Here is a 13626-nt window from a genome sequence, read left to right as displayed (position 1 = left end):
GGGATACGACGCCAACGACGAGGCGCAATTCGCCGAGCTGAAGACGCTGGGCGAACTGACGCAGGTGGCGTGGAAGCATGACGTGCAGGTCATGATCGAAGGCCCGGGCCACGTGCCCATGCAGATGATCAAGGAAAACATGGACCTGCAGCTGGAGCACTGTCATGAAGCCCCGTTCTACACGCTGGGCCCGCTGACGACCGACATCGCGCCCGGCTACGACCACATCACCTCCGGCATCGGCGCCGCGCTGATCGGCTGGTACGGCACCGCCATGCTGTGCTATGTGACGCCCAAGGAGCACCTGGGCCTGCCCAACAAGAAGGACGTCAAGGACGGCATCATTACCTACAAGATCGCCGCCCACGCCGCGGACCTCGCCAAGGGCCATCCCGGCGCGGCGATCCGCGACAACGCCCTGTCGAAGGCGCGCTTCGAGTTCCGCTGGGACGACCAGTTCAACCTGGGGCTGGATCCCGACACGGCCAAGGACTTCCATGACGAGACCCTGCCCAAGGACTCCATGAAGGTGGCCCATTTCTGCTCGATGTGCGGCCCGCATTTCTGCAGCATGAAGATTACGCAGGACGTGCGCGACTACGCCGCCAGCCAGGGCGTGGCCGAACAGGAAGCGCTGAAGAAGGGCATGCAGGAAAAAGCGGTGGAGTTCGTGCGCAAGGGCGCCGAAATCTACCATCAGACCTGATGACCACGTTTGTGAAGGTACGGCGGCCGGGCCGGCCGCCGATGGAAATGCGATGAGTCTATTGAAACGCTTCTTGACCCCGCGGACGTCGCGCATGCTCGATGCCGGCCAGTTCGCGCAAGCCTACGCCGACGCCGCGCGCGCGCGCTTTCCCAAGGAAGGCGTCAGCGTCGAGGCGGACACCGCGGGCGAAGACGTGCAGGTGCGCTGGTCGCTGCCGGATGGGCAGCGGGTCATGCAATCGCTGGGTAACGCCTACACCGCCTATACCAAGGCGCCGGCCGATCTGGAGGCCATCCTGGCCGCGCATCTGGACGCCGCGCCGGCGGCGGCCAAGCCGGACGCGGCGACGCGACGCGCCGCCATCCTGCCGGTGATCAAGACCAGGATGTGGCTGGCGTCCAGCACACGGCAATTGCAGGCAGCGGGCGCCGGCGACGGCGATCGCTTCGTCGCCGAACCGCTTGTCGACGAATTGATGACGGTCTATGTGGAAGACCGTCCCGATGCCATGAGCTATGTCTCGCCGGACCACCTGGCCGGCCTGGAAGTGGCGCGCGAGGCCATGATGCCGCTGGCGCGGGAAAACCTGCGCCGCCTGCTGCCGCAGTTGACCATCGAGGGCGAGGATGGCTGCTATGGCGTGCGCCTGGACGGCAACTACGACGCCAGCCTGGCGTTCCTGGTCGATGACTGGCGCGACCGTGTAGAGATCGAAGGCGATCCTGTACTGGCGATTCCCGCGCGCGAGGAGCTGCTGGTGTGCGGGACGAAAGACCGCCACGGGCAGAATCGCATACGGAATATCGCGGCGCATATCATGGCGCGCTCACCCTATGGGCTGTCGGCGATGCTGTATGTGTGGCGCGACGGCGTTCTGACCCGCTACGAGGACTGACGCAGCTGGCACGCGGCGATGCCGGCGTGCATGCGCGGAATTCCGGACGGAGATGTGGCACGTAGCACTCCCATGCCATGTCGCATCCTCCACGGAGCTCCTCCATGCAAAGCATTTCTGTGTTCACCCACTCCTACTTTCCGAACAGCCTGGACCAAACGGAAAGGAACAGCGCCGCAGGCACGCCACGGCTCGTCACGGGCCGGCAACGGTCAGGCTCCGCGCCGCCGGCCGGGCGACGCGAGATCCCATCGATCATCTACCGCTTCAAGCGGGACGAAGCAGCCAGTACCTACAGCAGCAGCGTCCCGGACCTGCGCGACACGCCGCAGCATCCTGCCCTTGCGGCGATACGCCATCAAATGCCCACCCTCTGCGCGGCGGGGCAGGCGCTACGGTGGAAGCCCGTTCCGGGGGTGGCGGAAACACTGTCCGCGGTAGCCCAATATGCGCGAAGCGCGAGCGCGGAGGAAAAAGAAGCGGCCGGTGCGCTGCTGGATCGCTACCTGAAGGCAGCGACCGGCCACCGCGGGGACGACATCGCGCTGTTCAAGACGGCGATCGATCGCACCCTGCGGGGCGAATCCCCGGCGGAAGTACTCGGCGAGCTGGCCGAAAGCAGCCTGAAGCTGCCGCACTTCAGCATCCGGGTGGAGGGCCTGGAAGAACCGCCGGCAAAACACTTCGATAGCGTGCTGCCCTCTTTCGCGGCGGCCAGCTACGGCCACGGCCCGCTGGGACGCACGCTGCTGCTGGAAGGAGGACGGGCCCGTTTCGCCGGCCCCAGCCAGGCACAGCGCGTCGACAAGCTGCGCGAAGTCATCTTCGCTTTGCCGAATCCGCCGCTATCCGGAGAACCGCTGGACGGCATGGCCGACATCTTCCAGGCGCTGATGGCTCTGGGCATCGACCTCTGATATCGGCGTATCCAAAAACCGGGGCATCGCCCCGCCGCGCATCACCGCGGAAGCGCCGCCGCCGCATCGCCGGTCGGTTCGGCCAGCAGCATGATCAGCTTAAGATCGGCATGCGTGGCCAGGCGAAACGTCACCTGCTGGAAGCGCAGCAGTCCTTGCCGCGGATGCTGGAATTCGCGCAGCCCGCCTTCGCGCTCGACGACCGCATGGCGCGTCCACCAGTGCTCGAAGGCGGGGCTGTCCCGCAGCAGAGGATCCAGCAGTTCGCGGACGTCCTGTTCGTCCAGATGCGGTCCGGCATCATGGCGGAATTCGGCGACGGCGCGGCGTGCCCGCTGTTCCCAGTCGACGACCAGGCCGCGCGCGGCCGGATCCAGGAAGATATAGCGCAACAGGTTGGGAGCCGGGTCGATGGCGGGCCAATTGTCGAACAGGTCCCGCATCGGTTCGTTATAGGCCATCACGTTCCAGGCGCGATCCAGCACATAGGCCGGCGCATCGATCGCTGCCACGCTGGCATCGAGGATGCCCGACACGCCCGACGGCTCGTCGCGGGGATGCTGGGGATCCGCGCATTCGGCCAGCTCGAAAAGATAGGTGCGCTCCGCGCGGGCCAATTGCAGGACGCTGGCGATGCGGCCCCAGACGGCGGGCGATACGGACACCTCCCTTCCCTGCTCGATCCAGGTGTACCAGGTGACGCTGATGCCGCACAGCTGGGCGACCTCTTCGCGGCGCAGGCCGGGCGTGCGGCGGCGCAATCCGGCGGGCAAGCCCGCCATCTGCGGCGTGATGCGCGCCCGCGCGGTGCGGATGAAATCGCCCAGGGTACGACGCCGCAGCGTGGCACCTTCGGCGGATAGGGCGTTCAAGGACGAAGCGTGCGGCATACCAGGATAAGCAGGAATCTTGTACCTGTATGGTCCGGTATCTTACACGCCCCGCCTGTTCCCGGCGCGGTACGCAGGGCGGCACGCGGGAGCGAACCCCACGTAACCGCCCCGCGCCGCCCGGCCTCCGTTCGCACCCCGGGCGGGGCCCTATCGTTGAACCGCCCCGGTATACGCGGGGCTCTGCAGGTCGTGGTAACGGTACTTTTTGCGAGCGTCGTCCATGCGCATCCCGCCGCGGATGGCATCGCGCAGCTGTTTCTCCTGGCTGGCAATGTGCTCGGCCACATCCAGAAGTTCGTCTTCCCTGACCTTGGGCAGGACCACGACGCCGTCGGCGTCGCCACGCAGGATGTCCCCCGGATTGACCACCACGCCGCCGACGATGACCGGGACTTCCAGCGCCTTCAGCTGGATACGGCCCTTGCCGGTGCGCATCCACGTGTCATGGCTGAAGATCGGATAGCCCAGCTCACGGCACAGCGCGACATCGCGGTTATTGCCGTCGATGACCGTCCCGGCCATGCCGCGGCGATGGGCCAGCTCGGTCAGAATGTTGCCCCAGGTGCCCATCTCGTCGCGGCCGCGGTTATCGATGACGATGACCCGCCCCGGCGGGACGTCGTCCATGTATTCCCCCACATTGCCGGTTTCGATGGTGGTGGGTTCGTACAGCACCGTGTATGCGCGTCCGGCCAGGCGAAAAGACGGATCGCAAGGCTTGATCTTGTAGCACTGCCCCACGATGCCCAGGCGATCCAGTGCGTCGCTCAAGGCGCCGCAATCCAGCCTGGAGGCCCGTACGACGTTGGCGTCGTTGGTATCGATATTCATGCATAGACTCCCCGGGCATCGCGCCCGCTATTCGACGATGATGTTGGCCTTGCGGATGACCGGCTGCCAGTAATCGATGTCCTCGCGTACCCGCCGGTCCAGTCCCGCGGGGTCCAGGTACCAGCCGGATACGCCGGCGGCCGCCAGGGCCTCCTTGACCTTGGACGTCTGCAGCGACTTGCGCGCCGCGTCGCTCAGGGCAGCCACGGCTTCCTTGGGCGTGCCGGCAGGGGCGAACAGCGCCACCCAGGCCTCCAGCTCGAAGCCGGGGAAACCGGCTTCGGCCGTCGTGGGCACATCGGGCAGCATCGGAATGCGCGACTTGGCCGCGATGGCCAGCGGCCGCAGCCGACCGGTGGTAACGAAGCCGGCCAGCGACGGCGGCGTGGCTACCGTCATCTGCACGTTGCCGCTCAGAACATCCTGAACCGCCGGGCCGGCGCCTTTGTAGGGCACGTGCGTGATCTGCACGCCGGTCTTCTGCTTGAACAATTCCATGCCGATATGCGGCACGGAGCCGTTGCCGGACGTCGCATAGTTCAGTTCGCCGGGGTGCGCCCTGGCGTAGTCGACCAGTTCCTTCAGCGTGTGGACGGGCAGCTTGGGATTGACGGCGATCACGTGCGGAGACGAGACCAGCATGGCAACCGGCGCGAAATCCTTGACGGGATCCCAGTCCAGCTTGTGGAACATCACCGGATTGCCGACATGGAACATGGAATAACCCGCCAGCACGGTGTAGCCGTCCGGCGCCGAGCGCGCAACATAGGAGGCCGCGATATTGCCGCTGGCGCCCGCGCGGTTCTCGACGATGATGGACTGCTTCAGCATTTCTGCCATCGGCGGTGTAATTATGCGGACAACCTGATCGATAATCCCTCCCGGCGGAACCGGCACGACGACGCGGATCGGACGTTCGGGATAGGTGGCATGGCTGGGCGCACCAAGGGAAATCGAAAGCAGGGCGGCGGCCGCGAGCGCGGCCATTCGAGTACGTCGCATCGTGTCTCCTCGTAATAATTATTTGTATGCCTTCAGTAATTATGAGCACAGAGTCTAAAATAATCAACATGGAGCAAAACCCGACAGCGGCTGTCAATACCCCCGAGCGCATACGCGCGCTGATCGAACGCGATATCGCCGAGGGCGCCCTCCCGCCGGGCATGCCGCTGGACGAAAAGGCGCTGGCGGCACGCTTCGAGGTATCGCGCACGCCGGTACGCGAGGCGCTCCTGATGCTGGCCGCCCGCAAGCTGGTGGCCATCGTTCCGCGCGCGGGGACCTTCGTCTACAAGCCCGGCCCGGCCGAGCTGATCGCCCTGCTGGAATACCTGGGCGAGCTGGAAGGCGTGGCCGCGCGCCTGGCGGCGCAACGCATGACCGTGGCGCAGCGCGAAGAACTGGGCGCCCTGCACGCCCGGGCGGGTGCGCTGGCCGCGAACGATGACCGCCCGCGCTACGAAGAAGCCAACCTCGCGCTGCACCGGCTGATCTACGCAGGCAGCGGCAACGCCATCGTGCGCGACGAGATCGCCGATGCCCGGCTGCGACTGACCAATTTCCGCCGCAATGTCTTTGACCAACCAGGCCGCCTGCGGGTGTCGTGCGCCGAACACGAAGCGATCGTGGCCGCCATCCGCGCCGGCGACGGCGAAGCCGCCGCGCAGGCCATGCGCGAGCACATCATCGGCAAGGGCAAGGCCTTCGCCGATCTGGTGCTGGCCAATTCACGGTGAGCGCGCGATGAACGTCCGGCTGTTCCTGGCGCTGCTGCTGCCGCCGTTCCTGTGGGGCAGCAATGCCATCGTGGGAAAGATGGCCGCCGGCCTGATACCGCCCATCACGCTGAACGTGCTGCGCTGGACCATGGCCCTGGCGGTGCTGTTGCCTTTCGCGATCCGCCGCATGGCGCGACACCGGGCAGCCCTGCGCGCGGAATGGCGGTCCATTGCCGTGGGGGGCTTCTGGGGCATTACCTGCTACAACGCCCTGCAGTACCTGGCCCTGACCACGTCCAATCCGATCAATACCTCGCTGATCGGTTCCTCCGCGCCTGTCTTCATTCTGCTGCTGGGGCGCCTGTTCTTTGGCGCCTCCATCGGCGCGCGCAGCGCCTGCGGCGCCGCCCTGTCGGTGGCGGGGGTGGCCTGGGTCATGCTGGGCGGCAGGCTGGACGGCCTGGATGCCGTTCATTTCGTGCGGGGCGATCTGTTCATGCTGGCCGGCACGTGTGCCTGGAGCCTCTATACCTGGCTGCTGAAACGCCATCCGTCGCGCTTGCCGACGGACGTGCTGCTTTGCGCGCAGATCGTGGCGGGGCTGGGCTGGAGCCTGCCTTTCATGCTGGCCGAGCATGCCTGGGGCGGCTATGCCCCCATGGCGATCGACTGGAAAACCGCCGCCATCGTCGGCTATATCGGCATCTTCCCTTCGCTGGTGGCCTTCTTCTGCTGGCAGACCGCGGTGGCGCGCACGAGCCCGCAACAGCCGATATTCTTCATGAACCTGACGCCCATCTTCACGGTGCTGCTCTCGGTGGTGATGCTGGGGGTAGCCCCGCAACCCTATCACGCCGTCGGTCTGGCGCTGATCCTGGCCGGCATATTCCTGGCGCGCCAGGGCGGCGCGCGGCCGGCACCGGCCGCCGCGCCGGCCCGGCGGGGCCAGGCCGGCAGTTGAGCGGCGGCGGTCAGCCCAGCACGGGGCCCAGGGTGCGCCTGACGTCCTCTTCCGCGCGTCCGCTGCGGGCGATGTAGTCCTTCAACTGGTCCTCGCCTATGGTCCCCACATTGAAGTACTGCGATTCCGGGTGGCTGAGGAAAAAACCGCAGACGCTGGAAGCCGGGAACATGGCATAGCTCTCGGTCAGATCGATACCGACCTCGGCCGCGTCCAGGGTGTCGAACATGTCGCGCTTGACGACGTGTTCCGGGCAGGCGGGATAGCCGGGCGCGGGGCGGATGCCGACGTATTTTTCGGCGATCAATTCATCGTTGTCCAGCGTCTCGCCGGCCGCGTAGCCCCACAGGTCGCGCCGCACGCGCGCGTGCAGGCACTCGGTGTATGCTTCGGCCAGGCGGTCGGCCAGGGCCTTGAGCATGATGCTGGAATAGTCGTCGTTGGCCGCGGCGAATTCCGCTTCCTTCTTCTCGATCCCCAGGCCGGCGGTCACGGCGAACACACCGATGTAGTCCACCAGGCCACTATCCCTGGGCGCGATGTAGTCGGCCAGGCACTTGTTGCTGACCCCTTCCCGCTTGGCGCCCTGCTGGCGCAGGTTGCGCCAGGTAAACAGCACGCGCGAGCGGCTCTCGTCGGCATAGATCTCGATGTCTTCGTCGTTGACCCGATTGGCGGGATAAAAGGCGACCACGCCGTTGGCGGTCAGCCAGCGGCCTTCGACGATGCGCTTGAGCATGGCCTGGGCGTCGGCGTAGACCTTGCGGGCCTGCTCGCCGACCACCTTGTCGTCCAGGATGGCCGGAAACTGGCCGAACAGGCTCCAGGTCTGGAAGAACGGCGTCCAGTCGATATAAGTGGCGACCTCGGCCAGGTCGTAGTGCTTGAACGTGCGGCGGCCGATGTACTTGGGCCGCGGCGGTACGTAGCCGGACCAATCGATGGCGGGCCGCGCGGCGCGCGCCTCGGCCAGCGGGACCAGGGGCGTGGCCTTGCGGTTGGCATGGCGCCGGCGCACGTCCTCGTATTCCTGCTTCAACTCGGCGACGAAGGCGTCTGCCTGGTCCGAGACCAGATTGGTCGCCACCCCGACCGCGCGGCTGGCGTCCGGCGTATAGACGACCGGCCCATCGTAATGGGGCGCGATCTTCACGGCGGTATGCACGCGGCTGGTGGTGGCGCCGCCGATCATCAAGGGGATCTTGCGTTCGCGGAAATAGTCGTCGCGCTGCATCTCGCTGGCGACGTAGGCCATTTCCTCCAGGCTGGGCGTGATCAGGCCGGACAACCCCACGATGTCGGCGTTTTCCGCCTTGGCTTTTTCCAGGATCTGGGCGCAGGGCACCATCACGCCCATGTTCACGACTTCGAAGTTATTGCACTGCAGGACCACCGACACAATGTTCTTGCCGATGTCGTGCACGTCGCCCTTGACCGTGGCGATGACCATCTTGCCCTTGGCGCGCACATCGCCGCCCGCTGCGGCGATCTGGCGCTTTTCTTCCTCGATGAAAGGCACCAGGTGGGCCACCGCCTGCTTCATCACGCGCGCGGATTTCACCACCTGCGGCAGGAACATCTTGCCTTCGCCGAACAGGTCGCCGACGATGTTCATGCCGTCCATCAGCGGCCCTTCGATCACCTCGATGGGCCGGCCGCCGCGCGCGGCGATCTGCTGGCGCACCTCTTCCGTGTCCTCGACGATGAACGTCGTGATCCCATGTACCAGCGCATGCGCCAGGCGCTTTTCCACCGGCTGCGCGCGCCAGGCCAGGTCTTCTTCCTTGCGCGCGCCGCTGCCCTTGACCGTATCGGCGAACTGCACCAGCCGTTCCGTGGGCGTGCGCTCGTCGTCCGCGTCGGTCTTGCCGACCGGCTCGGCGCGGTCGAGGATAACGTCCTCGACGAGGTCGCGCAGCTTGGGATCGAGATCGGCATACACGCCCAGCTGGCCGGCGTTGACGATGCCCATCGTCAGGCCCTCGCGGATGGCGTAGTACAGGAATACCGTATGGATGGCCTCCCGCATGGGCTCGTTGCCGCGGAAGGAAAAACTGACGTTCGAAATACCGCCCGACAGCCGCGCGTGCGGCAGGTTCTGGCGGATCCAGGTCACGCCTTCGATGAAGTCGAGGGCGTAGCGATTGTGTTCCTCTATCCCGGTGGCGACGGCGAACACATTGGGATCGAAGATGATGTCTTCGGGATTGAAGCCCTCCTGCCTGACCAGCAGGTCATAGGCCCGTCCGCAGATTTCCTTGCGCCGCTCCAGCGTATCGGCCTGGCCCTGCTCGTCGAAGGCCATGACGACCATGGCGGCGCCATAGCGCCGGCACAGCCGCGCGTGGTGCAGGAAGGGCTCGATGCCCTCCTTCATGGAGATCGAGTTGACCACCGGCTTGCCCTGCACGCACTTCAGGCCGGCTTCGATGACTTCCCACTTGGAGCTGTCGATCATCACCGGCACGCGCGCGATATCGGGTTCGGACGCGATCAGGTTCAGGAAGCGCGTCATGCAGGCCACCGAATCGAGCATGGCCTCGTCCATGTTGATGTCGATGATCTGCGCGCCGTTTTCCACCTGCTGGCGCGCCACGGCCAGCGCCTCGTCGTATTTTTCCTCGCGGATCAGGCGGGCGAACATCTTGCTGCCGGTGACATTGGTGCGCTCGCCGACGTTGACGAACAGCGTGTCTTCGTCGATGTTCAGCGGCTCCAGGCCCGACAGGCGCGTCTTGACCGGCACCTGCGGCACCGCGCGCGGCGTCAGGGCGACCACGCGGCGCGCGATGGCGCGGATGTGGTCCGGCGTCGTACCGCAGCAGCCGCCAGCCATATTCACCAGGCCGGCGCGCGCGAATTCCTCCAGCAGCCCGGAGGTATCCTCGGGCGACTCATCGAAGCCGGTGTCGCTCATGGGATTGGGCAGGCCGGCATTCGGATAGACGCACACGTAGGTGTCGCAGATCTTGGACAGCTCGGCCACGTACGGCCGCATCAGCGCCGCGCCCAGCGCGCAATTCAACCCGATGGTCACGGGCCGCGCATGACGCACGGAGTTCCAGAAGGCCTCGACCGTCTGGCCCGACAGGATGCGGCCCGATGCATCGGTAACCGTGCCGGAGATCATCACCGGCAGGCGCACGCCGCGCTGCTCGAAGACTTCCTCGACGGCGAAGATCGCCGCCTTGGCATTCAGGGTGTCGAAGATGGTTTCGATCAGGACCACATCGATGCCGCCGTCCAGCAGCCCGTTCAACTGCTCGACGTAGGCTGCGCGCAGTTCCTCGAAAGTCACGTTGCGCGCGCCGGGGTCGTTCACGTCCGGCGATATCGAGGCGGTCTTGGGCTGCGGTCCCAGCGCGCCGGCGACGAAGCGCGGCCGGTCGGGGGTGCTGTAGGCATCGCAGGCCTCGCGCGCCAGCCTGGCGGAAGCCAGGTTCATTTCATAGGCCAGTTCGGGCAGGTCATAGTCGCCCTGGGCGATGGACGTTGCCCCGAAGGTATTGGTCTCGATGACATCCGCGCCGGCTTCGAGGTACTGGCGATGGATTTCGGCAATCACCTGCGGCCGCGTCAGCGACAGCAGTTCGTTGTCGCCCTTCAGGTCCTTGCCATGCCCGGCGAAGCGTTCGCCACGGAAGTCCGCCTCGGACAGCCTGTAGCGCTGGATCATGGTGCCCATCGCGCCGTCCAGGATCAGGATGCGCGAGGCCAGGGCGCGCACGAAGCCGGCGCCATGGGTATAGGAATCGATGGGATAAGGCAGGGCAGGATAGGACGACACGGGCGTTCCTGGTGGAAAGCGGGATGGATTGCAAAGAAGCAACCTGGAATGGTAACAAAGCGCGCGGAAATGCGGGATCGTGATAAATTCCGCCCCCTCGAACCGGTGCTTTCGACGCATCAGCGCGCCCTCGGCGCGCCGCGTGGCGAAAGATAAACGGGAAACAGGAAGGATCGCGGCCGCCGCCCATGAAGCGCGCGGCACGGATGCCCGGCCTGTGCTGCCCCCGCAACGGTCATCCCGCCCGCCATCGATCCGTCCCTGGATCGCCGGCGCGGCGGGACAGCCCGATACCGGCCGGTTCGTCCGGGGAAGACGGACGGCACGAGGCGCCCGCGCCGCCGCCGTCTTCCGATCCCTTGAACGACGTGCGGGGTCGCGCGTCATCACCAGGTCTCGCTATGAAGCCCCTCTTTACCCGGCGCTGCGCCGGGCTGTTCGCCTGTCTGGCCCCCGTCTGGGCCGCTGCCCAACAGAGCCCCTCACCCACCGCCACTACGCCCGTCGCCCAGCTCGACACCGTCGTCGTCACCGCGACCCGGTCGGCCGAACCGCTGAAGGACGTACTGGGCGATGTCAGCGTCATCGACCGCGCCACCCTGGAAAGCGCCGGCCAGAGCAGCCTGGCCGAAGTCCTGTCGCGCACGCATGGCATCGAGTACGCGAACAACGGCGGCCCGCAAACGGTCACCAGTCTGTTCATGCGCGGCGCCAACAGCAACCAGACGCTGGTACTGGTGGACGGCCAGCGCGTGAACAACGCCACCAACGGCCTGGCCGCGCTGAACGCCATTCCGACCAACAGCATAGACCGCGTGGAAATCGTGCGCGGCGCCGCCAGCAGCCTGTACGGCGCGGATGCGCTGGGCGGCGTGATCAACATCATCACCAAGCGCGACGCGGACCGCCCGCTATCGGCCTATACGACCGTCGGCGGCGGCACCTACGGCACCAGCAGCTACAGCGCGGGCCTGTCCGGCGCCGCGCAAGGGTGGACCTACAGCCTGTCCGGCGGCTACCAGCAAAGCCGGGGCTTCGACGCGACCAACGGCAAGAACTTCCTGCACAACCCGGACCGGGACAGCTACTACGAGAACAACGTGGCCGGCTCGCTGGGCTATGAATGGATGCGCGGCCAGACGCTGACGGCGCAGTTCTACCAGACCCACCTGAACGGCGGTTACGACAACGGCCAACCCTATTTCAACGACCGGTCCATCCAGGACCTGCAGGGCTATTCGCTGACCAGCACGAACCGACTGACGGATATCTGGACCAGCACGCTGCGAGTCGGCAGCACGCTGGACCGCAACCGCAACGAAAATGCGCCCGCCGACGAGAATCCCTTCGACACGCCCAGCGGCAAAAGCACGTTCCGCACGCGCCAGAACCAGTACCTGTGGCAGAACGACCTGCAACTCACGAAAGACCAGAAGCTGACGCTGGCCTATGAACACCTGGACCAGCGCGTCGCCGGCGATATCGGCGATTTCAACACCTTCCCCGTGACGTTCGGCGACTATGCACGGACCAGCCGCCACGTGAACTCGTTCACCGGCGTCTACCTGGGCGACTTCGGCGCCCACCACGTACAGGCCAGCCTGCGCAATGACGACAACTCGCAGTTCGGCAACCGCACGACCGGCGGCCTGACCTACGGCTACGACATCACCCGCGCGATCCGCGCGACGGTGGGCGCCAACACGGGCTTTCGCGCGCCGAACTTCAACGAGCTTTACTGGCCCAACGATGGCGGCTTCGTCGGCAATCCCGATCTGAAACCGGAGACCTCGCGCAATATCGAGGCGGGCCTGCGCTACCAGGACGACGACACCGAATTGGGGGTGACCTACTATCACAACCGGGTCAAGAACCTGATCCTGAACGAGCCGACCGCCGACAATCCCTTTCTGTATCAGGCGGTCAATGTGTCGAATGCGCTGCTCGAAGGCGTAACGCTGACGGGAATGAAAAAGCTCGGCAAGACCCGGTTGCGCGCCAGCCTGGACCTGAGCGATCCGCGCAATACCGATGAAGACACCCGCCTGCCGCAGCGTGCGCGCAAGGTGCTGCGGCTGTCGGCCGACCACCGCTTCGGCGATCTGCTGCTGGGGGCGGAGATGTATGCCAGCGGCAATCGGCTGGATGGCAGCGGGGCCCGCCTGGGCGGGTATACGCTGTATAACCTGGTGGCATCCTACGACCTGACGCGCAGCCTGCAGATGCAGGTCCGCTGGAACAACGTCTTCGACAAGGAGTACACCTTGGCCAACGGCTACAACACGCCCGGTTCGAATGCCTTCGTCAACCTGACCTGGCGTATGTAAGGCGCGGCGATGCGTGCGCGTAGCCGTACCACAGCGATCGCGGCCGCGCTGCTGGCGTTCGCGGCGGCTGCATCGACGGCGGCATCCGCGGCGCCGGCGGCGACCGGGGCGATTGAAGGGCCTGACGCGCCTGAAGCAACTGCGGCAATTGCGGCAACTGCTACGTCCGCGGCGGCAGCTGCCGCTGGAACCGCCGCCGCCGTCGGCCCCATCTCGGCCAGAGACGACGATGGCCGTACCGTCGAGCTGCCGCACCCGGCCGAGCGCGCCATATCGCTGGCGCCGCACGCCACCGAACTGGCCTACGCCGCGGGCGCGGGCGGCAAGCTGGTCGGCGTGGCGCGCGGCAGCGACTATCCGCCGCCGGCGCGCGCGCTGGCGTCCGTCGGCGACGGCCTGGCGCCGGACCCGGAACGGGTCGCGGCCTTGCGCCCCGACCTGGTGCTAGCCTGGCTGCCGGGTGGCGCAGCGCCTCTGCTGCCCGTCCTGCGGGCACTGAACGTTCCGGTGTACTACAGCGATCCGCGCACCCTGCGCGACATCCCGGAAGCCGTCGAACGCATGGGCGTGCTGTTCGGCACGCAGGCG

Annotated in this window: 11 protein-coding genes; 7 read left to right on the top strand and 4 right to left on the bottom strand. The window is 66.3% G+C overall.

Going from position 1 to position 13626, the window contains the following annotated elements:
* From ACO1P8_RS05610 to ACO1P8_RS05600, 3 genes are all read left to right on the top strand, one after another.
* On the top strand, positions 1-706 hold a 706-nt coding region (locus tag ACO1P8_RS05610), incomplete at its 5' end, for a phosphomethylpyrimidine synthase ThiC (RefSeq protein ID WP_486294927.1).
* A gap of 52 nt (positions 707-758) precedes the next feature.
* Positions 759-1604, top strand: coding sequence for a DUF1444 domain-containing protein (locus ACO1P8_RS05605; protein WP_486294926.1), 846 nt, complete (start codon positions 759-761; stop codon positions 1602-1604).
* Between the two features lie 104 nt (positions 1605-1708).
* A complete protein-coding gene (locus tag ACO1P8_RS05600; protein ID WP_486294925.1) occupies positions 1709-2521 on the top strand; it encodes a hypothetical protein in 813 nt (270 codons plus the stop codon).
* Between the two features lie 41 nt (positions 2522-2562).
* Here ACO1P8_RS05600 and ACO1P8_RS05595 read toward each other — a convergent pair whose 3' ends face one another.
* The 3 genes from ACO1P8_RS05595 to ACO1P8_RS05585 form a co-directional block, all read right to left on the bottom strand.
* Positions 2563-3411 (bottom strand): helix-turn-helix transcriptional regulator, encoded by an 849-nt coding sequence (locus ACO1P8_RS05595; RefSeq protein ID WP_486294924.1) that lies wholly within the window; start codon positions 3409-3411, stop codon positions 2563-2565.
* A gap of 150 nt (positions 3412-3561) precedes the next feature.
* The gene (locus tag ACO1P8_RS05590) at positions 3562-4245 is read right to left on the bottom strand and encodes an RraA family protein (protein ID WP_486294923.1); all 684 of its coding nucleotides are present in this window, start codon (positions 4243-4245) and stop codon (positions 3562-3564) included.
* 27 nt (positions 4246-4272) lie between these two features.
* On the bottom strand, positions 4273-5247 hold the full coding sequence (locus ACO1P8_RS05585) for a Bug family tripartite tricarboxylate transporter substrate binding protein (RefSeq protein WP_486294922.1): 975 nt from the start codon (positions 5245-5247) through the stop codon (positions 4273-4275).
* Positions 5248-5315: 68 nt separating this feature from the next.
* Between ACO1P8_RS05585 and ACO1P8_RS05580 the strand changes: the two genes are divergently transcribed.
* Both ACO1P8_RS05580 and ACO1P8_RS05575 read left to right on the top strand, forming a co-directional pair.
* On the top strand, positions 5316-5981 hold the full coding sequence (locus ACO1P8_RS05580; RefSeq protein ID WP_486294921.1) for a GntR family transcriptional regulator: 666 nt from the start codon (positions 5316-5318) through the stop codon (positions 5979-5981).
* A gap of 7 nt (positions 5982-5988) precedes the next feature.
* Complete coding sequence (locus ACO1P8_RS05575) at positions 5989-6924, top strand: DMT family transporter (protein ID WP_486294920.1); 936 nt, start codon at positions 5989-5991, stop codon at positions 6922-6924.
* Between the two features lie 10 nt (positions 6925-6934).
* Here the strand turns inward: ACO1P8_RS05575 and metH are convergent, their stop codons facing one another.
* On the bottom strand, positions 6935-10711 hold the full coding sequence (gene metH / locus ACO1P8_RS05570) for a methionine synthase (protein WP_486294919.1): 3777 nt from the start codon (positions 10709-10711) through the stop codon (positions 6935-6937).
* Between the two features lie 401 nt (positions 10712-11112).
* On the opposite strand from metH, the gene ACO1P8_RS05565 reads away from it, so the two are divergent.
* Both ACO1P8_RS05565 and ACO1P8_RS05560 read left to right on the top strand, forming a co-directional pair.
* Complete coding sequence (locus ACO1P8_RS05565) at positions 11113-13038, top strand: TonB-dependent receptor domain-containing protein (protein WP_486294918.1); 1926 nt, start codon at positions 11113-11115, stop codon at positions 13036-13038.
* A 9-nt stretch (positions 13039-13047) separates the two neighbouring features.
* Positions 13048-13626: TroA family protein (locus ACO1P8_RS05560; RefSeq protein ID WP_486294917.1), on the top strand; the 579-nt coding region annotated here is incomplete at its 3' end.

The sequence above is a fragment of the Bordetella sp. genome, assembly GCF_057362025.1.
Note: the sequence above shows the minus strand (reverse complement) of the source record. Positions and strands in the feature narration are given on the sequence as shown.

Bases quoted from the DNA above. Each gene is read 5' to 3' on its own strand.
- ACO1P8_RS05605 (WP_486294926.1), top strand. From the start codon at position 759: ATGAGTCTATTGAAACGCTTCTTGACCCCGCGGACGTCGCGCATGCTC.
- ACO1P8_RS05600 (WP_486294925.1), top strand. From the start codon at position 1,709: ATGCAAAGCATTTCTGTGTTCACCCACTCCTACTTTCCGAACAGCCTG.
- ACO1P8_RS05595 (WP_486294924.1), bottom strand. From the start codon at position 3,411: ATGCCGCACGCTTCGTCCTTGAACGCCCTATCCGCCGAAGGTGCCACG.
- ACO1P8_RS05590 (WP_486294923.1), bottom strand. From the start codon at position 4,245: ATGAATATCGATACCAACGACGCCAACGTCGTACGGGCCTCCAGGCTG.
- ACO1P8_RS05585 (WP_486294922.1), bottom strand. From the start codon at position 5,247: ATGCGACGTACTCGAATGGCCGCGCTCGCGGCCGCCGCCCTGCTTTCG.
- ACO1P8_RS05580 (WP_486294921.1), top strand. From the start codon at position 5,316: ATGGAGCAAAACCCGACAGCGGCTGTCAATACCCCCGAGCGCATACGC.
- ACO1P8_RS05575 (WP_486294920.1), top strand. From the start codon at position 5,989: ATGAACGTCCGGCTGTTCCTGGCGCTGCTGCTGCCGCCGTTCCTGTGG.
- ACO1P8_RS05565 (WP_486294918.1), top strand. From the start codon at position 11,113: ATGAAGCCCCTCTTTACCCGGCGCTGCGCCGGGCTGTTCGCCTGTCTG.